We start from the raw sequence: 22,495 nt of genomic DNA on the forward strand, positions 1-22,495 counted from the left end.
TCCGGCAGTACCACCCAGGAGCTGCCGGGCACCCCGCAGCGAGGCCATACTCGATCTCATGACCAGTGGCGGTGAACTCGGCGACTTCCTCACCTCACGCCGTGCGGCGCTGTCGCCGGAGGAGGTCGGCCTGCCCGCCGCGACGACACCGCGCCGGGTCAAGGGCCTGCGGCGCGCGGAGGTCGCGATCCTCGCCGGGGTCAGCGTCGACTACTACGTCAAGCTCGAGCAGGGTCGCGCGAAGAACGTCTCCGAGCAGGTCGCCACCGCCGTCGCGAGGGCGTTGCGGCTCGACGACGTCGAGAGCCGCTACTTCCTCTCGCTGCTGCAGGCCGAACCGTCCCGCCCGGCCACGACGCCGAGGGCCAGGCCCGCGCTGCAGTCCATGATCCGCGCCATGGAGGTGCCGGCCGTCATCCACGGGCCGTACCTCGAGATCCTCGGCATCAACCACGCCGGCAGGGCGTTGCTGGACGACTTCGACGCCATGCCCGCCGAGGACCGCAACCTGGCGAAGTGGATGTTCCTGAACCCGCGGGCCCGCGTCGTCTACCGCGACTGGACCGAGATCGCCGCCGACGTCGTGGCCACGTTGCGCGCGTCGATGATCCCCGGCCGCGACAACGACGCGCTGTCGCGGATCGTCGGCGACCTGAGCACCCGGTCGGAGGAGTTCGCCGCCATGTGGGCGAGCTACCGGCTCTCCGAGCACCGGCACGGCGTCAAGCGCTTCTTCCACGAGGCCGTCGGCGACCTGCGACTCAACTGGCAGACCTTGCGACTGCCGGATTCCGACGGGCAGACGATCGTCGTCTACAGCGCCGACACCGGCTCACCGTCGGAGGAGAAGCTCCGCCTGCTCAGCAGTTGGACGGCGGGTGGCCGTCGCAGCGACGACCACCCGCGCGCGGTCACACCGCCTCAGTGACCTTCCCGGTCACCTCGAAGCCGATCCCGGTCGGCGACTGCCCTTCGAACCTCAACCTGACCTGTTCCTCGCCCTCCGCCTCGGCGTCGGTGGTGGTCGGCACCTCGAACTCGACGGAGGTCTGGCCCGCCGGGACGAGGACGTAGAGGCCGAGCCTCGTGGCCGACAAGGGCCGTGAGGGCAGGGCTTCCTCACCCGAGTTGCGGATCAGCCACTGCGCGTTGACGTCCGTTGTGGACAGTTCCGTGCCGGAGGCCGGTGCCACCGCGGTGCCGAGGACCGCGACGGCCGAGTCGGCGGTCTCGGACAGGGTCAGCCGCCACTTCAGCGTGCCGCCCTCCGTCACACTGCCGGTGACGGGCGTGACCACGACCTCCGGCGCAGGGTCGTCGTTGCGCACCAGCAGTCCGCCGGTCGCGGCACCCACCACCGCGTTGGAGATCGCCTGCACCGAAACGGAATGGCGGACGTCACCGCTCCACCTCGTGTTGCCGGTGTAGGTCACCGGCACCTCGGCGCGGTCCTGGCCCGCCTGCAACGTCACGAGCTTCGTCGTGGGCTGCCGGGTCGCCGGGTCGGTGTAGAAGAGCCGGATCACGCGCGTGCCGTCGCCGGTCGCGGTGACGACGATGTTGTGCGTCTGGGTGCCGGAGTCACCCTCGTCGACCGCGGTGACGACGGCGTCGACGCGGGGCAGCCGCGTCGGGGTCAACGGCACCAGGCCACCGTCCCAGCCGGACGCGTCGATCAGCCACGCCTCACCGGACGCGGCCCCGGGAACCAGTTCCAGCGACGCCAGCCGGTCGAGCCCGGGCGGCAGCGGCACGCGGACTTCCTGCGCCCACAACGAAGACGTGCGATCACTACCGGGAACGCCGGCCACCTGAACGGAGCCGAGCGAGTGCTTCTGTCCACTGTGGTCGATCACCGCCACACCGAACTCGGACGCCGCCGCGTTCGGCGGAACGGCCAGCCTCAGCGTCAGCTCGCGTGCACCGTCCAGCGACACCGGTTCGGCCGGCGTGACGACACCGGGCTGCCCCGCCGCCGACCACTTCAGCGCGACGGAAAGGCGTTCGGGCTGCGCCACAGCCCCGCGGAAACCGACGAAGTGCGGCGACCGCGCGGTGCTGCACCCGACCGCGACGTCGCGGGACGTCTGCTGGCAGACGCGGGCGATGCCGGACGTGGCGGTGGACCCGCCGGGCACCACGAACGGCCTGCGGTCGGCCCCGACCGCGTGCGACAGGACGCGAGCCGGGTCGGCGGACGGCGCGCGGACACCGGATCCGTCGAGGAGCGGCAGCACGGACTCGTCCCGGCCGAGGAACAGCCGGGCGGACGCGGCGACGTAGGTGGCGCCCATCTTCTGCTGCTGCTCGGCGGTCAGGCGGGTGGCCGTGCCGGGCGCGCACAGCGGGTCCGGCGGCTGGCCGGGCCAGAAGTCGTCGGACGCCGGCGCCTCCGCCTGGCCGGGGGTCCACTCGCTGTTGAAGTAGTTGTGGTTCGCGCCGACCATGTAGAGCGCGCTGTGCAACGCCTCACCGCAGCTCAGCCCGCGGGTCTGGTCGACGAACACCTGCCCCTGCAGGTCGGACACGTCCCCGTCACAACCGGGCAGGAACGTCACCGAGGGCACGTCCGGCGCCGGGTTGTGACCGAAGATCGTGGGCCCGACCAGCACGTCACCGCGGATGTCCCACCGCACCGGACCGCTGAACCCGGTGTCACCGGGCGGCGGCGTGAGGCTGTCCGTGGCGGCGCGGTTGACCCCCTCACCACCGCGCGAGTGGCCCACGAGCAGCACGTTCGCCATGTCGGCCCGCACTCCACCCGGCACGGACCCCTGCCCGGACGACCAGTCCGCCCACTTCGCCAGGTGGTGGCGCACCAGCGACGACCGCCCCTGCGCACCGGCGTCGGCCGTCAGCGCGTCCTGGGCGTTGATGCCGTTGGCGGAGATCGACACCGTCAGGTACCCCTGCGACGCCAGCAACTGCTGCGCCTTCAGGTACCCCTTGTGGCTCGGCACGGCCCTCAACCCGCTGGAGCACGGCCATTCCATCGCGATCCGGTTCGGATCCGACTTGCTGTAGCAGGTGAAGTGCCTGCCGTGCAGGAAGAGCACGAGCGGCCGGGCGCCGGGCGCGTCCTTCGGCGCGACGACGACGCCCTCCATCTCGATCGGCGCCGCGTACTCGGGCAGCCGGACCGGGTCGAGCGCGTACTCACCGGTCGTGGTGGCGTACGGCCCCGGCGTGCCGGGATCGACGTCCGCCGCGGGCCGCGGCGCGGGCAGCTCGGGCACGGACAGCCCCGGTGCCGAGGGTTCGACGACGTCCAGCCGCCTGCCCGCCGACCGGACCTGCAGCGCGGCGGGGTCCTGGAGCTCGGCCTGCACCGTGAAGCTGCGCAGGTCGGCCGACTCGCGGGCCCGGCCGAGGAACCGGTCGCCCTCCCAGAACTCCACACCCGCGTCGAGCAGCGGCATCGGCGCGGAGGTGGTCCATCTGACGACGTTCCCGGAGACGGTCCAGCCGGGTGGTGGTTCCGGCGCGGCCGACGCGGACGGCGCCGGTAGAACCGCGGCGAGAAGAACGGGCAGGAACAGCGCGACAGCACGGCGCATGTGTGGGTCCCCCTCAAAAAGGATCCACTCCGTTCTATCGACGCTCGACAGCGCGGTGCGAGGAATTCAGCGCGGAATCCGCCAAACAAAACAAAGACCCGACGAGCGTATTGGGCCATTCGGTCTAAAATGGCATGAAAAATCGAATAAGCGCCGGTCCGGCACGTCAACCGGAGCCGCAGAGCCCTCTGCGCGAACCAGTCGATTTACCGGGAAATCACCTGGGACCACGCCGCGCAAGCATTTCGAGCACGGCCGAAATATCAGCGCTCCCGCTCGTCGGCACCGTGCTCGTTCTGACTCAGCTTGTTCCACGTCGAGGTCAGCTCCGCCCGGATGCGGGCCACGCGGACGCCGAACGCCTCGCGGATCTCCTGGGGGTCGACTTCGTCGGGGACGCCGTGGTCGGGCTGCTCGGCGGTCATGGCGGGTGGAGTACCGCGATCGCGTCCTGCTCCAAACGTGCTCCCCGTCACTGCCTAGGATCGAACAGGTGAGCACCCACCTCTACCTGCTGCGCCACGGCCAGACCGAGTGGTCCGAGAGCGGCAGGCACACGGGACGCACTGACATCGAGCTGACGCCCGAGGGCGAGCAGCAGGCACGGCGGGCGGGGGCGGTGCTCGCTCGGTTGCGGGGCACCGACCAGGCGCCCGCGCTCGTGCTGACGAGCCCCCGGCAGCGCGCCACCCGGACGGCCGCGCTGGCCGGGCTGGAGGTCGGCGGCACGACCGAGGACCTGGCCGAGTGGGACTACGGCGACTACGAGGGCATCACCACGCCGCAGATCCGCGAGCGCGTGCCGGGCTGGACGGTGTGGACGCACCCGATGCCGAACGGCGAGACGCACGCGGAGGTGCAGGAGCGGGCCCGCAAGGTGCTCGGCGAGGTGCGCAAGATCCTGCCCGGCGGTGACGTGGTGCTGGTGGGTCACGGGCACTTCAGCCGCGTCCTGATCGCGGCGTGGCTGGGTCTCGCGCCGGACCAGGGTGTCCACTTCGGACTGGACCCGGCCGGCATCTGCCAGCTGGGCGACGAGCGGGGCGACCCGCAGGTGCGCAGGCTCAACGTGCCTGCCTGGGAGGTGTGATGATCCGGCGGGTGGAACCGCGTGACGTCGACGCGGTCGTGCGGCTGGTGCACGAGCTGGCGCTCTACGAGAAGGCGCCCGAGCAGTGCAAGCTCACGCCGGAACAGTTGCACACCGCGTTGTTCGGCGAGCACCCCGCGCTGTTCGGTCATGTGGCCGAAGTGGACGGTCAGGTCGTCGGCATCGCCCTGTGGTTCCTCAACTTCTCGACGTGGGACGGCGTGCACGGCATCTACCTCGAGGACCTCTACGTCACGCCGGAACAGCGCGGCAGGGGCTTCGGGAAGCAGTTGCTGGAAGCGCTTGCCCAGGAGTGCATCAGGAAGGGATACACCCGCCTGCAGTGGTGGGTGCTCAACTGGAACGAGCCGAGCATCGGGTTCTACAAGTCCTTGGGCGCCATACCGATGGACGAGTGGACGGTCATGCGCGTCGCGGACGAAGCCCTGGTCAGGCTCGGTTCTGCACTCTGAAGGTTGAGGGATGGTCTCGAAAGGCTCACGAAACGGGAATTCCACACAGGACGGGTCCGCCGTGCTGGCAGCGTCCCCGCTCGCCGATCCCCCGGCACACAGCAAGAGTGGAAAGAAGGAAAGACCGTGGACCCGTCACAGCCGACTCTCACCGAGGCCGACACCGCCGCACTGCTGGGCTCGCTCGCCGTCTTCGGCGTCATCGCCCTGGTCGCCGCCGTCATCGGCATCATCGTCATGTGGAAGGTCTTCGCCAAGGCCGGTCAGCCGGGCTGGGCGTCGATCATCCCGATCTACAACTTCTACGTGATGACGAAGATCGCCGGCCGTCCGGGCTGGTGGACGGTTCTCCTGCTGATCCCGTTCGTGAACGTCGTCGTGCTCGCGATCCTGTCGATCGACATCGCGAAGTCGTTCGGCAAGGACGCCGTCTTCGGCATCGTCGGCCTCTTCCTGTTCAGCATCATCGGCTACGCGATCCTCGGCTTCGGCAACGCGCAGTACCGCGGCCCGGCCGCTCTGGTCGGCCAGCAGGCCGCGTACCGGGGCTGACACCCGAACACGTCGAGGCCGGGCCTGGAACAACCCCTGTTGCTCCGGGCCCGGCCTTCGCCGTTCTCAGACCATCCCGACGGCGCCGTACGTGGACGCGTCGGCGGCGGCGGACGCGCCGGGCAGCTCCCCGTCGGCCCTCCAGTGGGCCGCGAGCACCAGTCCGGGCTCGAGCAGCTTCAACCCGCAGAGGAAGTCCTCGACGTCCTGCTTGGACCGCGGCACGAGGTCCAGGTCCATGCCGTCCGCGAGCTCGACGAGCCGGCCGACGAGTTCGGGCTCCATGTCCTTCGTGAGGTGCGTCAGCGCGAGGATGCTGCCCTCAGTCAGCGCGGCCCGGTAGCGGGCGACGACTCCGGCGGGCTCTTCGGTGACGTACGGCAGGACACCGACCATCAACACGGCGGTCGGCTGCGTGAAGTCGATGAGACGACGGGTCTCCGGGTGCCGCAGCACGGCGCCGACGTCACCGATGTCGGACTGCACGATGGCGGCGTTGAGGTTGTCGCGCAGCATCGTGCGGGCGTGGGCGACGGTCACCGGGTCGCGGTCGACGTAGACGACCTTGCAGGACGGGTCGATGCCCTGGGCGACCTCGTGGACGTTGCCGGCGGTCGGGATGCCGCTGCCCAGGTCGAGGAACTGCCGGATGCCGTGCTCCTCGACGCACAGGCGCACCACGCGGCGGGAGAAGGACCTGATCATCCGGGCTATCTCGGCCACGGGGTACATCTTGATGCTCTCCTCGGCGACCGTGCGGTCGACCGCGAAGTTGTGCGCGCCGCCGAGGTAGTAGTCGAACAGGCGAGCCAGATTTGGGCGTTCGGAATCGCCGTTTGTGGTCACCCGCTGCGGGCCGTCCTGCACTGCGCACCTCACCCTGCTCCCGAGCGGCGCGAACGCTGGGGGCACGGTAACCGGCTACTCCGTTCGTGTCCATCCACCATTAGTGAACACGCAGGGTGATGGCCCCCGGCCGGAGCCGAGGGCCATCGCAGGGTTACCGCTGGTGGAGCCGTGTGTCAGACGCCCGCGTACTGGCGGATCCAGGTGCGGTAGGCGCCCACGTGGGTGTAGTTGGACCGGGTGGAGCGGTCCGACGTGGAGGCGACACCGACCTGCTTGCCGTTCGAGAACATCGGGCCACCCGAGTCGCCGCCGGCGGCGATGCCGTCGACGCGCGTGACGGCGACCGCGCGGCCACCGCGGTAGTCACTGCCGTTGACCGACGTGACGCGGGTGTTCGCGACCTTCAGGTAGCGCGACTGGCAGTTGATCTCCGGCTGGTTGGTGCACGTGGCACCCCAGCCGTAGAGCTGCACGGTGTTGCCGGTGGCCACGTCGGACGTGGTGCCGAGCGGGGAGAACGGAGCGGACATCGTCGTCGAGACACGCGCCAGCGCCAGGTCGGCCGACGGGTGCTTGATGATCTGGTTGGCCGTGACGAGCTGGCCACCCGAGGTCTGGTCCAGGCTGCCCGCGCGGAACGTGTACGTGCCGCTGCCCGAGACGCAGTGCTCAGCGGTCAGGATCCACTGAGGTGCGATCTTCGTGGCGGAGCAGTTCTCCCGCCCGTTGAAGAACAGGCGAGCGGCGTACGGGAAGTTCTGGGCGTAGCTGCCACCGATGATCATCGGCTGCATGTCCGGGTTCTCCGGAGCAGCCGTCGCGGCAGCGGGGGCGAGGGAGAGCGCCGCCAGGAGGGCGCCCGCGATCGCGGTAATGACACGCATGGTTGGTCACCTCGTGAGTGCAGGGAGTGGTTAAGCAACCACGCACAGCTTCACCCCTTCGTGTGAGGCTGACCACCCTCCGTTAGTCGGCTTTGTCGACTTCCGATTCACCTTCGAAGCCCATCGCCCACTTGCGGCCCTCGGTGGTGAACAGGAGCACGAGCACGACGACGCAGTAGATGCCGCCCAACGAGCCCAGCAGCTGCTGCTCCGAAGGCCCGTACGCGTACCAGGCGCAGCCGAGCAGCAGGAGCTGCGTGACGATCACGGGCGTGCGGGCGCCGTGGTGGCCGCGGAACAACATCACCGTCGCGAACAGCACCCCGCCGAACCAGAGCACGAGCACTCCGGCGGCGCCGAGGATGGGACCCGCCGGCGTGGCTCCCCCGATCACCCGGACGACGAGGGCGACGGCCAGCGCGATCCCGCCCAGGCCCTGCACGAAGGTGAGCGCGGACGCGATGCGCACCGGGCGCGGTGGCGCCTGGGTCTGAGTGGTCACGGAAGACCTTTCCTCACGTTCTGTACCTGGTCACGGATCGTATGCCACCCGGTTGGAGGGCTCTGGAAGCACGTCGGGCGCGGGAAGATCAAGGGGCCTTCAGCGAGCCGGCGGTCGTCCGGGGTGCACTCGGCTGCGAGGCGGGACGCGGTGCGACGGAAGGGAGATTTGCGCCACTTTCGTGAGGCTGGAGCCACCCTGAGGGAGGACATGCGAACCGCAGACGGTCACGCATTGTCCTACTCTCAAGTAGTGCGCGCTCTTCTCGTGGTGAACCCGCAGGCGACTACAACGACGCCGGCGGGCCGAGACGTGTTGGCGCACGCGCTGGCGAGCGACGTGAAGCTGGAGATCATCGAGACCTCCTACCGGGGCCACGCGGCGGACGCCGCCCACGGTGCCGCGGAGGACGGGTTCGACCTGGTCATCGCCCACGGCGGCGACGGCACGGTCAACGAGGTGGTCAACGGCGTGCTGCGCGGCGGCCCCCGTCCGGACAGGCCGATGCTGGGCGTCGTGCCCGGCGGTTCGGCCAACGTCTTCGCGGGCGCCCTCGGCATCCCGCGCGACCCCGTCGAGGCCACCCACGTCCTGCTCCAGGCGATCGAGCACGGCACCAGGCGCCGCGTCGGGCTCGGGCAGGTCTTCGCGGACGTCATCGAGAACGGCCGCTGGTTCACCTTCAACGCGGGCCTGGGCCTCGACGCCGACGTCGTGGCGGGTGTGGAGCACAAGCGCGCCAAGGGCCGCACCGCGAGCCCGTTCCTCTATTTGAGCGTCGCCCTCAAGGCGTACGGGCAACTCGTGCGCAAGCCGCAGCACTTCACCGTCGAAGTGCCGGACGAGGCGCCGTTCGACACCGACGGCATGGTGTTCGTGTCGAACACCGACCCGTGGACGTACTTCGGGGACAGGGCGATCCAGCTCAACCCGAGCACGTCGTTCGACGGCGGACTCGGGTTGAGTGCGTTGAGGACTTTGCGGGTACCCACCGTCGGGCGCTACATCGCCCAGGTGCTGGCCACGGGCAATCCGAAGAGCGGGAAACTCGTTCGGCGCGATGACGTGGGTTATGTCAGAGTGAAGTGCGAGGAGCCCGCGAACCTCCAGGTGGACGGAGATTTCCTCGGAACGACCACCGCGGTGGAGTTCCGGGCGGTGCCCGACGCGTTGACTGTTGCCCTGTAAGGAACTTGACAGTCCGTGATCGGTTCGTGACCGTCTCGGTACGCACCCGCGATGTACTGCAGTCGAGTGACAGCAGAGCGTGAAACCCCAGGTGAACGCTGTCGATCTTTTGGGTGAGTTCACTCACCGGGTCAGTGCTTACCCCTTGACATCTCTGCCGTTCGTGAAAGCATTCACAAGCACCCCAAAAACGACCGCTGACAACCGGCGTGCCCTTGTGCGCGCCTAGCTGAGGAGTAGTTCCAATGGACTGGCGCCACCGCGCGATCTGCCGCGACGAGGACCCCGAGCTGTTCTTCCCCGTGGGGAACAGTGGTCCCGCGCTGCTTCAGATCGCCGAGGCGAAGACCGTCTGCCGCCGTTGCCCCGTCGTCTCCGACTGCCTCGCGTGGGCGCTCGAGAGCGGCCAGGACGCCGGCGTCTGGGGCGGGATGAGCGAAGACGAGCGCCGCGCCCTCAAGCGCCGCAACGCTCGCACGCGCGCCCGCAGCAACGCCTGAGCAGGCTGTTCGCCGCTTTAGACATACTGCGTTGATCTAGAACTTCATAAAGATCAGGCCCGACACCGTGCCAGGTGTCGGGCCTGTTCTTTTGTTTGCACACCCTCCCGCATGACCACGTGAGACCGCTGAGGCTGATCGTCACGTGTGCACGAGGTCAGTTTAGCGTCGCCCTCTGAGCGGCACGCGCAGGACCGCCTCAGTACCGCCTCGGGGCCTTCGCCGCAAGCTCAAAGAGCCTCTCAATTCGGAATCGACGAGGGTCCGAACGATCTGCAGGCCCAGGCGGTCGGTGCGTTCCAGGGAGAAGCCCTGCGGCAGGCCCTTGCCGTCGTCGGTGATCGTCACGTCGAGCCACTTCGCGCTGCGCTCGGAGTGCACGACGACCTCGCCGCGCTGGCCAGGGGCGTAGGCGTGCTCGAAGGCGTTCTGCACGAGCTCGGTGAGGACCATCACGAGCGGGGTGGCGATCTCGGCGGGCACGATGCCGAACCCGCCCTCGCGGCGCACGCTCACCTGGGTCTCGGTGACCGCCACGTCGCCCATCATCGGGATGACCTTGTCGACCACGTCGTCGAGGTCCACGCGCTCGTCGACCGACATCGACAAGGTCTCGTGCACGAGTGCGATGGAAGTCACACGGCGAACCGACTCGGCGAGCGCCTCCTTCGCCTCCGGGTTGCTCAACCTGCGGCTTTGCAGCCTCAGCAGGGCCGCGACGGTCTGCAGGTTGTTCTTCACCCGGTGGTGGATCTCGCGGATCGTGGCGTCCTTCGACATCAACGCGCGGTCACGACGACGGACCTCGGTGACGTCGCGGCACAGCACGATGGCGCCGGCGGCCTGCCCGCGTGGCCGGAGGGGCAGAGAACGGAACAGCACCGCGGCGCCGCGCCGGGACTCGGCCTCCATGCGCATCGACGGCTGCCCGTCGAGCGCCTGCCGGATGCGCTGGGCGACCTCCGTGGCGTCGAACGGGTCGCCGATCAGGCTGCGGGTCAACGGCGCCAGGTGCACGCCGACCAGGTCCGAGGCGTGCCCCATGCGGTGGTAGGCCGACAGCGCGTTGGGTGAGGCGAACACCACCGCGCCGGACGGGTCGAGCCTGATCAGGCCGTCCCCGACGCGCGGACTGGTGTGCACGTCCGGCGAGGGTTCGGGGGCCGGGAACGTGCCGTCCGCGATCATCTGGCACAGGTCGGCCGCGCTGCCGAGGTAGGAGATCTCGAGCGGCGACGGCACGCGCGGCACGGCCAGGTTCGTGCTGCGGCTCAGCACGGCGATGACGTGGTCGCCCAGCCGCACGGGGATGGTCTCCCGGCGCACCGGCACGCCCAGGTGCCAGCGCGGGTCCTCCTCGCGGCAGATCCGCGACTCGTCCATGGCCCGGCGCAGCTGCGGGTGGTCGTCGGAGTCGACCTCGCTGCCGACGACGTCCTCGGGGTGGGCCGTGGGCGCCGTCGTGGGGCGGGCCTGGGCGACGCAGAGGAACTTGTCGCCGTCGAGCGGGACCCACATGACGAAGTCCGCGAACGACAGGTCCGAGAGGAGTTGCCACTCCGCGACGACCAGCTGGAGGTGGTCGACAGCGGCGCCGGAGAGCTTGGTGTGCTCGGCCAGCAGGTCCGTGAGCGTGCTCAGAACTCCTCCATGAGAAAATGGCCGATGAAGCAGTTCTGATCCTAGGAGACACCCATGTCGAAGCGTGCTCGCAAGCGCCGCGACCGCAAAAAGGGCGGCGCCAACCGAGGCAAGCGCCCCAACGCCTGAGTGCTGCGAAAAGGCCTGGACACCGAGACGGTGACCAGGCCTTTTTGTCTGTGAGGACGATCTTCAGTCCTCCGTGCGGATCTCCACGATCGTCGCGCGGATGCGCGCCTTCAGATCCGCGGGCGCGTAATCCCCACCACACTTGCGGGCGAGCAGCGCCTTGAGGTGCTCCTCCAGCCCGAACTGCTCCAGGCAGGGATGGCACTCGTCGAGGTGCGTCTGCAGCGCCTTGCGCCTGCCGGTGTCGCACTCCTGGTCGAGGAACAGCCAGACCTCGCTCAGCACCTCTGAGCAGTCGGTGTCGTGGGGTTCGCCGCAGTTCATGACGCGTCTCCGTTGCTGCCTCGGAGGAACCCGCGGTCGCGGGCGACGTCCGCCAGCATGTCGCGGAGCTGGCGACGGCCGCGGTGCAGGCGGGACATCACCGTACCGATCGGGGTGCCCATGATGTCTGCGATCTCCTTGTACGCGAAGCCTTCGACATCGGCGAGGTAGACCGCGATCCGGAACTCCTCCGGCAACCGCTGCAGAGCTTCCTTGACGTCGCTGTCGGGCAGGTTGTCGAGTGCCTCGACCTCGGCGCTGCGCAGCCCGGACGAGGTGTGGCTCTCCGCCTGCGCCAGCTGCCAGTCCGTGATCTCCTCGGTCGGCTGCTGGATCGGCTGGCGCTGCTTCTTGCGGTAGCCGTTGATGTAGGTGTTCGTCAGGATCCGGTAGAGCCACGCCTTGAGGTTCGTGCCCTCGGAGAACGACGCGAACGCCGAATACGCCTTGAGGAACGTCTCCTGCACCAAGTCCTCGGCGTCAGCCGGGTTGCGCGTCATGCGCAGGGCGGCCGAGTAGAGCTGGTCCAGCATGGGCATGGCGTCGCGCTCGAAACGCGCAGCGCGCTCCGCCGTCGTTTCTGTCGTGCCGGTGGCGGGCACCGCGCTCCCTTCCCACAGGTTCTGGGTCGGGACTGACTTTACGCGTGACCGCTCAAGCATGTTGGTTGCCACGTTCTGGGTAACAACGGACGGGCTGGTAGTAATTCCGCATGGCCGGACGTGGGACCCCCGCCACAGCGCTGCTGGACAAGCAGCGGGTGGCGCACACCTTGCACTCTTACGAGCACGACCCCCGCCACGAGTCGTACGGGCTGGAGGCCGCGGAGGCGCTCGGACTGGTGCCGCAGCGCGTGTTCAAGACCCTGGTCGCCGAGGTGGACGGCAAGCTCGCGGTCGGCGTCGTGCCGGTGACGGCGCAGCTCGACCTCAAGGGCCTCGCGGCGGCGTTGAAGGGCAAGAAGGCGAAGATGGCCGTCGTGGCCGACGCCGAGCGCGCCACGGGGTACGTGGCCGGCGGCATCTCCCCTCTCGGGCAGAAGAAGCGGCTGCCCGTTGTGGTGGACGCGTCGGCGCTGGAGTTCGACACCATGTTCTGCAGCGCCGGACGGCGCGGCCTCGAGGTGGAGATCGCGCCGTCCGAGCTGGTGCGGCTCACCGGTGCCGTGGTGGCCTCGATCAGCGCCTAGTGGTGTGGCGCAGAAGGTTGCCGGGGGAATTCGCGGTCAGACGGGTGCATCGTGGTGCCGCGAGGCGCCCTGCTGAGCGTGATCACCTCGCCGACCTTCTGGGACGCGCCACTAGCTGACCGGCCACCCGATGTTCGTGAACGTCACGGGCGTGCCGATCCACGACGGCCACGCGACGGTGACCCGGTCACCGAGGCTGCCCTGACCCGGCAGGTCGAACTGGACGGACGCGGGCGTCACGGACGAGCTCTTCTTGGGCGAGCCCACGTAGACGACCGCACTGAAGATCCCGTGCACCGTGGCCTCGGTGTACTGGCCCTGGCCACCGGTCAGCGCGACGTTCATGTCCGCGCCGCCGGCGTCGAGGAACCGCACGTTGCTCAGGCTGCCGCCGATCGTGCAGGTGACTCCCTCGGCAGCGGCGAACCTGATCACGTGCCCCTTGTTCGGGGTCGTCGTCGGGCGCATGTCGTGGGCGGTGATCACCAGGTCGTCACCGGTGCACCACGGCGCATCGGCCTTCGTTTCGACGGCTTGTGCGGCGGGCGTTCCCGCGACGGCCAGGAGGGCGCCTGCTGCCAGTGCGGCAGCGGTCCTGCGGAACGAGTTCACGTGTTCTCCCCGAATACGTCTCGAATGGTGTTCCCCTACGCCACAGGGGACGACCTTGATCCGCATTCGGTTGTCAGGACGGGCGATTGCCGTACTTTCGGCCGACGCCCTGTCCATTCGGTCAGCCGCTCATTCGCCCGTCTGCCCGTCCACGGCCTCGCGAAGCAGGTCCGCGTGGCCGTTGTGGCGGCTGTACTCCTCGACCATGTGCGTGAGGATCCAGCGCAGGCTCACGGTCCGGTCGTCTCCGCGCCACGGCTTGCGCTTGGCCGGCTGCCCCAGGTCACCGGTCTCCAGCGCCTCCTCGACGGCCTTGCGGGAGCGCTCGACCTCGTCCTGCCAGAGCGCGACCAGCTCCTCGGCGGTGTGGTCGGCGGCCGAGTGCCAGTCCCAGTCGTAGTCGGCCTTCCAGTCGACGCTCTTCCACGGCTCCAGCGGCTCGCGGTCGTGCAGCACGACGTGGAACCACTGCTGCTCGACGTACGCGAGGTGCTTCACCAGCCCGCCGAGGGTCATCTCGGACTTCGCGGTCTTCTGCGCGAGCTGGTCCGCGGTCAGGCCGCCGACCTTCCACGCGAGGGTGGCGCGCTGGAAGTCCAGGAAGCCGTTGAGGGTGGCGAGTTCGTCGCCATCGGTCGGGGGTTCGGGTCTGCCCTGCTCATCGAGATCGGTCATGGCCGAGATCCCAGCCGAAGTCGTAGGGTGCCACCACTTGGTTTAGACCAATTCAGGAGGCAGACGTGCGCATCCTCGATCTCGACCGCACCGGACTCGCGGCTCTGCGCGGGCCGGACCTCTCCGCGGCCGTGGCCGCGTCCGAGGGCAGGACCGTGGTGGCCGAGGTGTTCGCCGACCGCGCCGCGCTCTCGTTCGACGGGCGGACCGGTGTGCACAACGCCGAGCTGATGGCGGCGTTCGGCGCCGACGTGATCGTGCTGAACATGATCGACCGGGTCTGGGACGGCACCACTTTCCGCTTCCCCGGCCTCGGTGAGCTCACGAGCCTGCACGAACTGGCGGAGCGGATCGGCAGGCCGATCGGCGTCAACGTCGAGCCGGGAACCGTTCCCGACCTGCGCAAAGCCACCCAGGACAACGCCCGCCGCCTCGCCGACGCGGGTGCGGCGCTCATCGTGCTGACGGCCAACCCGAGCACGGACGGCTCGCTCGACGGCATGGCCCGCGCGACCGAGGAGATCCGCACGGACGCCGCGCTGTGGGTCGGCAAGATGCACCACGCCGGACACCCCGAACCGATCACCGCCGCCAAGCTGACGCGGCTCGTGGACGCGGGAGCGGACGGCGTGATCCTGCCGATTCCGGGCACACTGCCCGGCGTGACCAGGGAGGCGGCCGCGGAGGCCGTCGCGGCCGTGCACGAGAAGGGCGCCGTCGTCATGGGCGCGATCGGCACGTCCCAGGAGGGTGCGCACACCAACGTCGTGCCGCACCTCGCGCTCACCGCGAAGGAGATCGGGGTCGACGCCCACCACATCGGCGACTGCTTCCTGCCGGGCATGGGCGACCCCGAACTGCTGTACGCCTACTCGGTCGCCATCCGCGGGCGCCGGCACACGTGGGCCCGCATGGCGCGTTAGTCGAGCGGCCGCAGCACGCGGTCGAGCCACTCCCCGACCGATCGGCCCACGTCCGCCACCGATGCCTTCAGCGAGTGGTCGCCCTTGAGCAGCACGACCTCGCGGTGGTGGGCCCCGCCCGGCTGGCCGAACGGGTCGTTCTCGCCCTGCACGACCAGCGTGGCGACCTCGACGCCGTCGAGCTCGGACATCCGCGACTTCTCCGGCTTGCCCGGCGGGTGCACGGGGAACGCGAGGCACAGCACCGCCACGGCCTGGCCCTCGACCGACGTCCGGCAGGCCACGCGCGCGCCCGACGACCGGCCCCCGAACACCAGGGGCAGGCCGTCGAACCAGCGTTCGCCCAGGTCGTCGACCACGGAGAGCCACGCCGTGTCGAGCTGGCCCGCGGGCGCCGGGGCACGGCGGCCCGCGACGCGGTAGGGCTGTTCGACCAGCGCCACGTGCACGCCGACGGAGTTGGCGGCGCGGCACGCGGCGACCAGGTCCGGTGCCTCGACGCCACCGCCGGCGCCGTGGCCGAGCAGCAGTGCGGCGCGCGGTTCGTGGGCACAGTGCAGCGAGGCCCGCGCGGGGCCGTGCGGCGTGTCCACCAACAGCGTCGTCACGACAGCTCTGCGCGTTCGATCAGGGAGGGCTTGTTGTTCTTCACGCTGTTCACCTCGGTCGAGACCGGGCGCAGCTCGAGCGCCTCGACGATCGACAGGTCCGGCTCCAGCAGTTCGGACGGGTCGAGCGACGCCGGGTCGAGCCACGCCGACCAGCGGTCCTGTGGCAGCAGCAACGGCATGCGGTTGTGCACCTCCGTCAACGCGCCCATGGACTCCGTGGTGAGCACCGCGCACGTGACGGTCGGGACGTCGTCCTTCCACCACACGGACCACAGGCCCGCCATCGCGAGCGACGTGTCGTCCCCGAGCGTCATGAAGTACGGCTGCTTGCGCCCCTCGGCCGCCTGCCACTCGTACCACCCGGCGGCGGGGATGATGCAGCGCCGCTTCATCGCCGACTGCTTGTACGCGGGCTTGGTGAGCACGGTCTCGGCACGGGCGTTGATCATCTTGGCCGCGCCGGACAGGTCCTTGGCCCAGTGCGGGACGAGGCCCCAGCGCATGACGCGGATGCTGCGTTCCAGCTCCTCGTCCTCGGGCTTGCGCTCGACGACGGCCATGACGTGCTTGGTCGGCGCGACGTTGTAGTCCGGGCCCGGTGCCTCGTCGCCGGTCCCGTCCACCGCGTCGAACTCGGCCGCCAGCAACGCCGGGTCCTTGGTGGAGGCGTACCTACCACACAAAACCGATCACCTCCGAAGTTGCGATAATCCCACGTCCGGCACACCGGTGCGAACTGTCCCGGTGCGGATGCGGGATCATTCGTGCATGACTCAGCACTGGTCAGCTCCCAGCGCACCCGGCCCAGTCCACTCGACGGTGCCGGTGCCCGGCTCGAAGTCGATCACGAACCGCGTCCTGGTGCTCGCGGCGCTGGCCGACGGGCCGTCCACGGTGCACGCGCCGTTGCGCAGCCGCGACACGGTGCTGATGTCGGCCGCGCTGTCGTCCCTCGGCGTTGGGATCACCGACCGCGAGGACGGCGGCTGGGACGTCCTGCCGGGTCTGCTGCGCGGTCCGGCCGACGTCGACTGCGGCCTCGCCGGCACGGTCATGCGCTTCCTGCCGCCCGCCGCCGCGCTGGCCGAGGGCGAGATCCGGTTCGACGGCGACCCGCACGCCCGCGTGCGGCCGATGAGCACCGTGCTGGGTGCGCTGCGGTCGCTGGGCGTGGAGGTCGACGGCGACGCGCTGCCGTTCACGTTGCACGGCACGGGATCGGTGCCCGGCGGTGAGGTGACGATCGACGCGTCGGGCTCGTCGCAGTTCGTCTCCGGGCTGCTGCTGTCCGCCGCCCGGTTCGACAAGGGCGTGACGATCCGGCACGACGGCAAGCCCGTGCCGTCGTTGCCGCACATCGACATGACGGTCCAGACGCTGCGCTCGGTCGGCGTCGAGGTCGACACGAGCGCGCCGAACGTGTGGCGCGTCGAGCCCGGCGTCATCAATGCCCGCACGTGGCACGTCGAGCCCGACCTGTCGAACGCGACGGTGTTCCTCGCCGCGGCCGCGGTGACCGGCGGCGAGGTGACGATCCCGCACTGGCCCTCCGCGACCACCCAGCCCGGCGACGCGGTGCGCGGCATCCTGGAGCGCATGGGCTGTGCGGTCGAGGTGTCGGAGCGCGGGCTGACCGTGCGCGGACCCGGGAAGCTGTCCGGTGTGGACATCGACCTGCGCGACGAGAGCGAGCTGACGCCCACCGTCGCCGCTCTGGCCGCGCTGGCCGAGGGGCGCACGACCATCCGCGGCGTCGCGCACATCCGCGGCCACGAGACGGACCGGATCGCCGCTTTGGTCAACGAGATCAACGCGATCGGCGGCAACGCCTCCGAGACCGAGGACGGCCTGGTCATCGACCCCGTCCCCTTGCACGGCGGGGTGTGGAAGGCCTACGCCGACCACCGGATGGCGACCGCGGGCGCGATCATCGGCCTGGTCGTGCCGGGGATCGAGGTCGACGACATCGGCAGCACCACCAAGACGATCCCCGACTTCCCCGGCATGTGGGACGCCATGCTCACCGGGGGCGCGTAGAAGTGGGCAAGCGGGACTGGCGCAAGCTCGACGAGTCCGACGTGCGCGTGCGCCCCGGCAAGGGCACGAGGCCGCGCAGCAAGAGACGCCCCGAACACGCGGACGCCGAGACCGCCATGGTCATCGGCGTCGACCGCGGCCGCTGGACGTGCGCGATGGAGTCCGGTGCCGTCGTCACGGCGATGCGTGCGCGCGAGTTGGGCCGCACGCCCGTAGTGGTCGGCGACCAGGTCGGCATCGTCGGCGACACGTCGGGACTACCGGACACGCTGGCCCGCATCGTGCGCGTCGAGGAGCGCACCTCGGTGCTGCGCCGGACCGCGGACGACACCGACCCGTTCGAACGGGTCGTCGTCGCGAACGCCTCCCAGCTCATCATGGTCGTGGCGCTGGCGGACCCGCCGCCGCGCACGGGTTTCATCGACCGCTGCCTGGTCGCCGCGTACGCGGGCGGCCTGGAACCGGTGCTGTGCCTGACGAAGTCCGACCTCGCCTCCCCGGACTCGCTGCTCGCGCTCTACACCGAACTCGACGTGCCGGTGGTCGTCACGCGCTCCGACGAGGAGCCCGCCGCACTGCGGGCGCGCCTGACAGACACGGTGTCGTGCCTGATCGGCCACTCCGGCGTCGGCAAGTCCACCCTGGTCAACAAGCTCGTGCCGGACGCGAACCGCGCGGTCGGCGTCGTGTCCGGCGTCGGCAAGGGCCGCCACACCTCCACCCAGGCCGTGGCGCTGCGGCTGCCCGAGGGCGGCTGGGTCGTCGACACGCCGGGCATCCGCTCGTTCGGCCTCGCGCACATCACGCCGGACGACATCGTGAAGGCGTTCCCGGACTTCGCCGAGGCCGCCGAGGAGTGCCCGCCCGGCTGCGGCCACCTCGGCTCCCCCGAGGACCCGGGCTGCATGCTGGACGAGCTGGTGCCGGACGCGCCGGGCCGTCTCGCGTCGTTGCGGCGGCTGCTGGCGTCCCGGGCCGGCCGCGACGATCACGCGGATTGAGGTTGCGCCGATCAGTCACACTTCCCCCGTGAACAGACTTCTGGGGGTCGCCGTGCTGTGCGCTGCCCTCACCGCGTGCACGGCCGAGATCCCCGGACCACCACCGAAGCCGGTGCCGACGACGTCACCGCGGATCGACAAGCCGCGGAACCTGGCCGCGTTCGACCCGTGCAAGGCGCTGCCGACCGACGGCAGCCAGTGGTTCCTCGACCCGCCGTCCGCACCACCCGCGGCGGAGAAAGCAGGGCTCTGCAAGTACACCTTCGGCACGCTGACGGTCCTCGTCAGCCTGCAGGAGGTCGAGTACGACGAGGTCAAGAAGGACAACCCGAACGGCCACCAGGGACAGATGGACGGCCACACCATGTGGTTCGCGTGCGACACCGACGCGTCCAAGCTGGATTGCGGGGTGTGGGCGGCGGTCGGCTACGCGCGCACGCTCACCATCACGATGCAGGACCCTGACAGCGACGAGTCGTGGATGCTGCGCATGCGCACGATGCTGGTCCAGTACGTGCTCGACCGCCTGCCGAAGTCGTCGTGAGTCGCGGGGATGAAAAGGTTGTCCTCATGATCCGACTGGTTCCGGTGCTGCTCCTCGCCCTGACTGCCTGCTCGACCCAGCAACCTCCCGCAGCCCCGGCCTTCGCCGACACCGACCCGTGCGCGCTGCTGCAGTCCGGCGACGCGGGCCAGTTGAACGGCACCCCGGCCAAGGGTGAGCGGCAGTGCGACTACCCGTTCGGCGCGCTGACCGTGCGGTTGAAGCTGGTGAGCGCGAAGTACGCGGACGAGTCGCAGAAGCTGCTGGCCGACGGGGGCTACGGCGGCGTGATCAACGACCGGCCGCTGACGCGCAAGTGCGTCGACTCGTCGGGCGAGGTCACGTGCGACGCCGTCGTGGAGGTGCGGGACGGGGAGCTGATCGGGCTGACCGTGCTGCAGCGCAGCCACGACCTCAACGCCGTCGGCCAGGCGACGCAGGGGCTGGCGGCGAAGGCGTTGGAGAGGCTGCCGAAGTGAGGCGCCTGCTGCCGTTGGCGTTCCTGCTCGCGGGCTGCGCGTCCACTCCGGTCGCGACCGCGCCGTCCACCACCGCGACGACCACGACCACCGAGACGACGGTCGCCACGACGTCGCCGCGCCTCGACACACCGCGCAAGCTGCCGGCCGATCCGTGCCGGGTGCTCGAGGCCTCCGACTTCGACGAGCCGCTGTTCGGAACGCCCGCGCCGAGCCCGGCCGACCCGCGGTCCTGCCTGTTCCAGGTCGGTCCCGGAACCGACGGCGACGAGATGGTGCTCGTGCGGTTCGCCGGCGTCTACGAGCGACCGGACCAGGCCATGGAACTGCTGGTCGGCGACGGGCACTCGGCGGCGGTGACGTGCGCGAGCATGCAGAACGGCATGCAGTGCGCCGAGATCGTCGCGGTCAACGCCACCGAGTCGCTGGAGGTCGTCGTGCTCGTGCCCGGCGCCAACAGCGGTCAGGTCGCCAAGGCCGTCCAGGACTACGCGGGCAAGGCCTTCAAGCGGATGGTCGTCACGTCCTGACGCGCTGTCCCGTCCACGAGCGCCGATGCCGTGCGGCTTGGACGATTCCACGGATCGAGCAGGTGGCCGTGAGCCACACTCACCCTGTGATCAGACGACTGGGAGCCGCCGCGATCCTCGGACTGCTCGGCCTGGGCGCGTGCTCCGCCGAGCAACCGCGACCCGAGCCGCCGGGGTTCGAGACCGCCGACGCTTGCTCGCTCCTGCGCGGGGACGAGGTGTTCGAGGTGGACGACCGGTCGGCGCGGAGCGCCATCGGGTCGACTGTCCGAGACTGCGACTGGACCTCCAGCCGCACCCAGGTCGAACTGGACCTGGTCCTGAAGCCGTTCGCGGAGGAGTCGGAGCGCCTCATGGTGAACGGCGGCTACGGAGCCGTGATCAACGACCGCCCGATGACGCGCAGGTGCGCGGACGCGTCGGGTCTGGTGACCTGCGAGGGCGTCGTCGAGGTGCGGGACGGCCAGCTGATCGAGATCGAGGTGGTCAGGCGGCACCCCGACCCCGACGCCATCGGGCAGCTCACCCAGGAGCTGACGCTGAAGGCGCTGGAGAGGCTGCCGAAGTAGCGCGGACCTAACCCATGTGCGGGTACCGGTGGTCCGTGGGCGGCACCAGGGTCTCCTTGATCGCCCGCGGGCTCGTCCACCGCTGCAGGTTGTAGATCGAGCCCGCCTTGTCGTTGGTGCCGGACCCGCGCGACCCGCCGAACGGCTGCTGCCCGACGACGGCACCGGTCGGCTTGTCGTTGACGTAGAAGTTGCCCGCCGCGAACCGCAACGCGCGGTGCGCCTGCTCGATCGCCGTGCGGTCACGCGCGAAGACGGCACCGGTCAGCGCGTACGGCGTGGACGTGTCGATGGTCTCCATCATCGTCGGGAAGTCCGCGTCCTCGTAGACGTGCACGGCGAGGATCGGGCCGAAGTACTCGGTCGTGAAGATGTCGTGGTGCGGGTCGGTGCCGAGCAGCACGGTCGGATCGACGAAGTAGCCCACCGAGTCGTCGCACGAGCCGCCGGCCAGCACCTCGACCGAAGTGGACGCGGACGCCATCAGCAGCGCTTCCTTGTGCTTGGCGAACGCGCGGGCGTCGATCACGGCACCGCCGAACGTCGAGAGGTCCCTGACATCGCCGTAGGACAACGACTTCATGATGTCGAGCAGCTGGTCGCGGACCCCGCCCTCCCACAGCGACCGCGCGATGTACGCGCGGGAGGCCGCCGAGCACTTCTGGCCCTGGTACTCGAAAGCACCGCGCACCAGGCCCGTGACGAGCGCCTGCGGGTCGGCGGAGGCGTGGGCCAGCACGAAGTCCTTGCCGCCGGTCTCGCCGACGACGCGCGGGTAGGCGCGGTAGACGTCGAGGTTCGCGGCCATGGTCTGCCACAACGACTTGAACGTCCGCGTCGAGCCGGTGAAGTGCAGGCCGGCGAAGTACCTGTCCCGCAACGCGACCTGGCCCAGCGCCTGGCCGTCGCCGGTGAGGAGGTTGACCACGCCCGGCGGCAGACCGGCCTCTTCGAGCAGGCGCATGGTGAAGTGCGCGGCGAGCTGCTGGGTCGGTGACGGCTTCCACAGCACCGCGTTGCCCATCAGGGCGGGCGCGAGCGGCAGGTTTCCCGCGATGGCGGTGAAGTTGAACGGCGTGATGGCCACGACGAACCCGTCGAGCGGCCGGTGGTCCATGCGGTTCCACACGCCCGGCGAGGAGATCGGCTGCTCCTGCAGGATCCGGCGGCCGAAGTGGACGTTGAAGCGCAGGAAGTCGATGAGCTCGCACGCCGCGTCGATCTCGGCCTGCTGCACGGACTTCGACTGGCCGAGGATCGTGGCGGCGTTCAGGGTGTCGCGCCACGGGCCGGCGAGCAGGTCGGCCGCCCGCAGCAGCACGGCGGCGCGTTCGTCGAACGGCAGCTCCTGCCAGCCCGGTGCGGCGTGCTGAGCGGCGCGCATCGCGTCGGCCACGTCGGAGGTGCCTGCCTGGGCCGTCACGCCGAGGACGTGCCTGTGGTCGTGGGGCTGCACGACGTTGATGCGGTCGCCGGCGCCCATGCGCTGCTCACCGCCGATGGTCATCGTCAGCTCGTGCGTGGTGCCTTCGAGCTCGGCGATGCGTGCTTGCAGACTCGCCCGTTCGGCGCTACCGGGTGCGTAGGTGCGCACGGGCTCGTTGACCGGTTCGGGTGCAGACGTGACTGCGTCCAT

The 22,495-nt window shown here is 69.9% G+C and carries 28 protein-coding genes; 15 read left to right on the top strand and 13 right to left on the bottom strand.

Annotation, left to right across the window (positions count from 1 at the left end; translation table 11 throughout):
* Nucleotides 1–58 precede the first annotated feature (58 nt).
* A complete protein-coding gene (locus BMY74_RS11970; protein WP_089914415.1) occupies nt 59–928 on the top strand; it encodes a helix-turn-helix transcriptional regulator in 870 nt (289 codons plus the stop codon).
* On the opposite strand, the gene BMY74_RS11975 is transcribed toward BMY74_RS11970, so the two are convergent.
* Both BMY74_RS11975 and BMY74_RS44970 read right to left on the bottom strand, forming a co-directional pair.
* Nucleotides 912–3,557 carry an alpha/beta hydrolase family protein gene (locus tag BMY74_RS11975; RefSeq protein WP_089914418.1) on the bottom strand — a complete coding sequence of 882 codons (2,646 nt, stop codon included), beginning with the start codon at nt 3,555–3,557 and terminating at the stop codon, nt 912–914. The genes BMY74_RS11970 and BMY74_RS11975 overlap by 17 nt on opposite strands.
* 263 nt (nt 3,558–3,820) lie before the next feature.
* On the bottom strand, nt 3,821–3,982 hold the full coding sequence (locus BMY74_RS44970) for a hypothetical protein (protein ID WP_177229708.1): 162 nt from the start codon (nt 3,980–3,982) through the stop codon (nt 3,821–3,823).
* A 68-nt stretch (nt 3,983–4,050) separates the two neighbouring features.
* On the opposite strand from BMY74_RS44970, the gene BMY74_RS11980 reads away from it, so the two are divergent.
* The 3 genes from BMY74_RS11980 (at nt 4,051) to BMY74_RS11990 (ending at nt 5,672) form a co-directional block, all read left to right on the top strand.
* Nucleotides 4,051–4,647 (top strand): histidine phosphatase family protein, encoded by a 597-nt coding sequence (locus BMY74_RS11980; RefSeq protein ID WP_089914421.1) that lies wholly within the window; start codon nt 4,051–4,053, stop codon nt 4,645–4,647.
* Nucleotides 4,647–5,120 carry a GNAT family N-acetyltransferase gene (locus BMY74_RS11985; RefSeq protein WP_089914422.1) on the top strand — a complete coding sequence of 158 codons (474 nt, stop codon included), beginning with the start codon at nt 4,647–4,649 and terminating at the stop codon, nt 5,118–5,120. Before BMY74_RS11980 ends, BMY74_RS11985 begins: the two co-directional genes overlap by 1 nt.
* 126 nt (nt 5,121–5,246) lie before the next feature.
* Nucleotides 5,247–5,672 carry a DUF5684 domain-containing protein gene (locus tag BMY74_RS11990; RefSeq protein WP_089914425.1) on the top strand — a complete coding sequence of 142 codons (426 nt, stop codon included), beginning with the start codon at nt 5,247–5,249 and terminating at the stop codon, nt 5,670–5,672.
* Between the two features lie 66 nt (nt 5,673–5,738).
* Here BMY74_RS11990 and BMY74_RS11995 read toward each other — a convergent pair whose 3' ends face one another.
* The 3 genes from BMY74_RS11995 to BMY74_RS12005 all read right to left on the bottom strand — a co-directional run bounded on the left by BMY74_RS11995 (nt 5,739) and on the right by BMY74_RS12005 (nt 7,907).
* Complete coding sequence (locus tag BMY74_RS11995) at nt 5,739–6,518, bottom strand: SAM-dependent methyltransferase (protein ID WP_245786064.1); 780 nt, start codon at nt 6,516–6,518, stop codon at nt 5,739–5,741.
* A gap of 176 nt (nt 6,519–6,694) precedes the next feature.
* Nucleotides 6,695–7,405 carry a S1 family peptidase gene (locus BMY74_RS12000; RefSeq protein ID WP_089914431.1) on the bottom strand — a complete coding sequence of 237 codons (711 nt, stop codon included), beginning with the start codon at nt 7,403–7,405 and terminating at the stop codon, nt 6,695–6,697.
* 82 nt (nt 7,406–7,487) lie between these two features.
* Nucleotides 7,488–7,907: a hypothetical protein gene (locus BMY74_RS12005; RefSeq protein ID WP_089914434.1), complete on the bottom strand. Its 420-nt coding sequence runs from the start codon at nt 7,905–7,907 to the stop codon at nt 7,488–7,490.
* Nucleotides 7,908–8,159: 252 nt separating this feature from the next.
* Here BMY74_RS12005 and BMY74_RS12010 point away from each other — a divergent pair, with 252 nt between their 5' ends.
* On the top strand, nt 8,160–9,095 hold the full coding sequence (locus BMY74_RS12010; RefSeq protein ID WP_089914437.1) for a diacylglycerol/lipid kinase family protein: 936 nt from the start codon (nt 8,160–8,162) through the stop codon (nt 9,093–9,095).
* 245 nt (nt 9,096–9,340) lie between these two features.
* Nucleotides 9,341–9,595 carry a WhiB family transcriptional regulator gene (locus tag BMY74_RS12015; RefSeq protein ID WP_015104912.1) on the top strand — a complete coding sequence of 85 codons (255 nt, stop codon included), beginning with the start codon at nt 9,341–9,343 and terminating at the stop codon, nt 9,593–9,595.
* A 162-nt stretch (nt 9,596–9,757) separates the two neighbouring features.
* Here BMY74_RS12015 and BMY74_RS12020 read toward each other — a convergent pair whose 3' ends face one another.
* Nucleotides 9,758–11,236, bottom strand: a complete 1,479-nt coding sequence (locus tag BMY74_RS12020; protein ID WP_089914440.1) for a PAS domain-containing sensor histidine kinase — start codon at nt 11,234–11,236, stop codon at nt 9,758–9,760.
* 54 nt (nt 11,237–11,290) lie between these two features.
* Here BMY74_RS12020 and BMY74_RS46970 point away from each other — a divergent pair, with 54 nt between their 5' ends.
* Nucleotides 11,291–11,365 carry a 50S ribosomal protein bL37 gene (locus BMY74_RS46970; RefSeq protein WP_369809028.1) on the top strand — a complete coding sequence of 25 codons (75 nt, stop codon included), beginning with the start codon at nt 11,291–11,293 and terminating at the stop codon, nt 11,363–11,365.
* Nucleotides 11,366–11,428: 63 nt separating this feature from the next.
* Here the strand turns inward: BMY74_RS46970 and rsrA are convergent, their stop codons facing one another.
* Together rsrA and BMY74_RS12030 are read right to left on the bottom strand one after the other, a co-directional pair.
* Nucleotides 11,429–11,689 carry a mycothiol system anti-sigma-R factor gene (gene rsrA / locus BMY74_RS12025; protein WP_089914443.1) on the bottom strand — a complete coding sequence of 87 codons (261 nt, stop codon included), beginning with the start codon at nt 11,687–11,689 and terminating at the stop codon, nt 11,429–11,431.
* A complete protein-coding gene (locus BMY74_RS12030) occupies nt 11,686–12,351 on the bottom strand; it encodes a sigma-70 family RNA polymerase sigma factor (RefSeq protein ID WP_177229709.1) in 666 nt (221 codons plus the stop codon). The genes rsrA and BMY74_RS12030 overlap by 4 nt, the downstream gene beginning before the upstream one ends.
* Before the next feature lie 50 nt (nt 12,352–12,401).
* Between BMY74_RS12030 and ybaK the strand changes: the two genes are divergently transcribed.
* Complete coding sequence (gene ybaK / locus BMY74_RS12035; protein ID WP_089914449.1) at nt 12,402–12,878, top strand: Cys-tRNA(Pro) deacylase; 477 nt, start codon at nt 12,402–12,404, stop codon at nt 12,876–12,878.
* A gap of 111 nt (nt 12,879–12,989) precedes the next feature.
* Here ybaK and BMY74_RS12040 read toward each other — a convergent pair whose 3' ends face one another.
* Both BMY74_RS12040 and BMY74_RS12045 read right to left on the bottom strand, forming a co-directional pair.
* A complete protein-coding gene (locus tag BMY74_RS12040) occupies nt 12,990–13,490 on the bottom strand; it encodes a hypothetical protein (RefSeq protein ID WP_089914452.1) in 501 nt (166 codons plus the stop codon).
* A 129-nt stretch (nt 13,491–13,619) separates the two neighbouring features.
* A complete protein-coding gene (locus tag BMY74_RS12045; protein WP_089914455.1) occupies nt 13,620–14,165 on the bottom strand; it encodes a DinB family protein in 546 nt (181 codons plus the stop codon).
* 65 nt (nt 14,166–14,230) lie between these two features.
* Here BMY74_RS12045 and BMY74_RS12050 point away from each other — a divergent pair, with 65 nt between their 5' ends.
* Nucleotides 14,231–15,088 carry a DUF7916 family protein gene (locus BMY74_RS12050; RefSeq protein ID WP_089914458.1) on the top strand — a complete coding sequence of 286 codons (858 nt, stop codon included), beginning with the start codon at nt 14,231–14,233 and terminating at the stop codon, nt 15,086–15,088.
* On the opposite strand, the gene BMY74_RS12055 is transcribed toward BMY74_RS12050, so the two are convergent.
* Both BMY74_RS12055 and BMY74_RS12060 read right to left on the bottom strand, forming a co-directional pair.
* A complete protein-coding gene (locus BMY74_RS12055) occupies nt 15,085–15,696 on the bottom strand; it encodes an alpha/beta hydrolase family protein (RefSeq protein WP_089914461.1) in 612 nt (203 codons plus the stop codon). The two genes, BMY74_RS12050 and BMY74_RS12055, sit on opposite strands and share 4 nt — an antisense overlap.
* A complete protein-coding gene (locus tag BMY74_RS12060; RefSeq protein WP_089914464.1) occupies nt 15,693–16,382 on the bottom strand; it encodes an SOS response-associated peptidase in 690 nt (229 codons plus the stop codon). Before BMY74_RS12060 ends, BMY74_RS12055 begins: the two co-directional genes overlap by 4 nt.
* 85 nt (nt 16,383–16,467) lie before the next feature.
* Between BMY74_RS12060 and aroA the strand changes: the two genes are divergently transcribed.
* The 6 genes from aroA to BMY74_RS12090 all read left to right on the top strand — a co-directional run bounded on the left by aroA (nt 16,468) and on the right by BMY74_RS12090 (nt 20,859).
* Nucleotides 16,468–17,736, top strand: a complete 1,269-nt coding sequence (aroA, locus tag BMY74_RS12065) for a 3-phosphoshikimate 1-carboxyvinyltransferase (protein WP_089914467.1) — start codon at nt 16,468–16,470, stop codon at nt 17,734–17,736.
* A gap of 2 nt (nt 17,737–17,738) precedes the next feature.
* On the top strand, nt 17,739–18,737 hold the full coding sequence (rsgA, locus tag BMY74_RS12070; RefSeq protein ID WP_089914470.1) for a ribosome small subunit-dependent GTPase A: 999 nt from the start codon (nt 17,739–17,741) through the stop codon (nt 18,735–18,737).
* 28 nt (nt 18,738–18,765) lie between these two features.
* The gene (locus BMY74_RS12075) at nt 18,766–19,281 is read left to right on the top strand and encodes a DUF3558 family protein (RefSeq protein WP_177229710.1); all 516 of its coding nucleotides are present in this window, start codon (nt 18,766–18,768) and stop codon (nt 19,279–19,281) included.
* A gap of 26 nt (nt 19,282–19,307) precedes the next feature.
* The gene (locus BMY74_RS44975) at nt 19,308–19,760 is read left to right on the top strand and encodes a hypothetical protein (RefSeq protein WP_089914475.1); all 453 of its coding nucleotides are present in this window, start codon (nt 19,308–19,310) and stop codon (nt 19,758–19,760) included.
* Nucleotides 19,757–20,290 carry a DUF3558 family protein gene (locus BMY74_RS44980; protein ID WP_089914478.1) on the top strand — a complete coding sequence of 178 codons (534 nt, stop codon included), beginning with the start codon at nt 19,757–19,759 and terminating at the stop codon, nt 20,288–20,290. The genes BMY74_RS44975 and BMY74_RS44980 overlap by 4 nt, the downstream gene beginning before the upstream one ends.
* An 86-nt stretch (nt 20,291–20,376) precedes the next feature.
* On the top strand, nt 20,377–20,859 hold the full coding sequence (locus BMY74_RS12090; RefSeq protein WP_089914481.1) for a hypothetical protein: 483 nt from the start codon (nt 20,377–20,379) through the stop codon (nt 20,857–20,859).
* A 7-nt stretch (nt 20,860–20,866) separates the two neighbouring features.
* Here BMY74_RS12090 and pruA read toward each other — a convergent pair whose 3' ends face one another.
* The gene (gene pruA, locus BMY74_RS12095; protein ID WP_089914484.1) at nt 20,867–22,495 is read right to left on the bottom strand and encodes an L-glutamate gamma-semialdehyde dehydrogenase; all 1,629 of its coding nucleotides are present in this window, start codon (nt 22,493–22,495) and stop codon (nt 20,867–20,869) included.

The sequence above is a fragment of the Lentzea albida genome, assembly GCF_900111005.1.
Taxonomy (GTDB): domain Bacteria; phylum Actinomycetota; class Actinomycetes; order Mycobacteriales; family Pseudonocardiaceae; genus Lentzea; species Lentzea albida.

Bases quoted from the DNA above. Each gene is read 5' to 3' on its own strand.
- BMY74_RS12000 (WP_089914431.1), bottom strand. From the start codon at position 7,405: ATGCGTGTCATTACCGCGATCGCGGGCGCCCTCCTGGCGGCGCTCTCC.
- BMY74_RS11975 (WP_089914418.1), bottom strand. From the start codon at position 3,557: ATGCGCCGTGCTGTCGCGCTGTTCCTGCCCGTTCTTCTCGCCGCGGTT.
- rsrA (WP_089914443.1), bottom strand. From the start codon at position 11,689: ATGAACTGCGGCGAACCCCACGACACCGACTGCTCAGAGGTGCTGAGC.
- pruA (WP_089914484.1), bottom strand. From the start codon at position 22,495: ATGGACGCAGTCACGTCTGCACCCGAACCGGTCAACGAGCCCGTGCGC.
- BMY74_RS44970 (WP_177229708.1), bottom strand. From the start codon at position 3,982: ATGACCGCCGAGCAGCCCGACCACGGCGTCCCCGACGAAGTCGACCCC.
- BMY74_RS12045 (WP_089914455.1), bottom strand. From the start codon at position 14,165: ATGACCGATCTCGATGAGCAGGGCAGACCCGAACCCCCGACCGATGGC.
- aroA (WP_089914467.1), top strand. From the start codon at position 16,468: ATGACTCAGCACTGGTCAGCTCCCAGCGCACCCGGCCCAGTCCACTCG.
- BMY74_RS44975 (WP_089914475.1), top strand. From the start codon at position 19,308: ATGATCCGACTGGTTCCGGTGCTGCTCCTCGCCCTGACTGCCTGCTCG.
- BMY74_RS11970 (WP_089914415.1), top strand. From the start codon at position 59: ATGACCAGTGGCGGTGAACTCGGCGACTTCCTCACCTCACGCCGTGCG.
- ybaK (WP_089914449.1), top strand. From the start codon at position 12,402: ATGGCCGGACGTGGGACCCCCGCCACAGCGCTGCTGGACAAGCAGCGG.
- BMY74_RS11985 (WP_089914422.1), top strand. From the start codon at position 4,647: ATGATCCGGCGGGTGGAACCGCGTGACGTCGACGCGGTCGTGCGGCTG.
- BMY74_RS12030 (WP_177229709.1), bottom strand. From the start codon at position 12,351: ATGCTTGAGCGGTCACGCGTAAAGTCAGTCCCGACCCAGAACCTGTGG.
- BMY74_RS12015 (WP_015104912.1), top strand. From the start codon at position 9,341: ATGGACTGGCGCCACCGCGCGATCTGCCGCGACGAGGACCCCGAGCTG.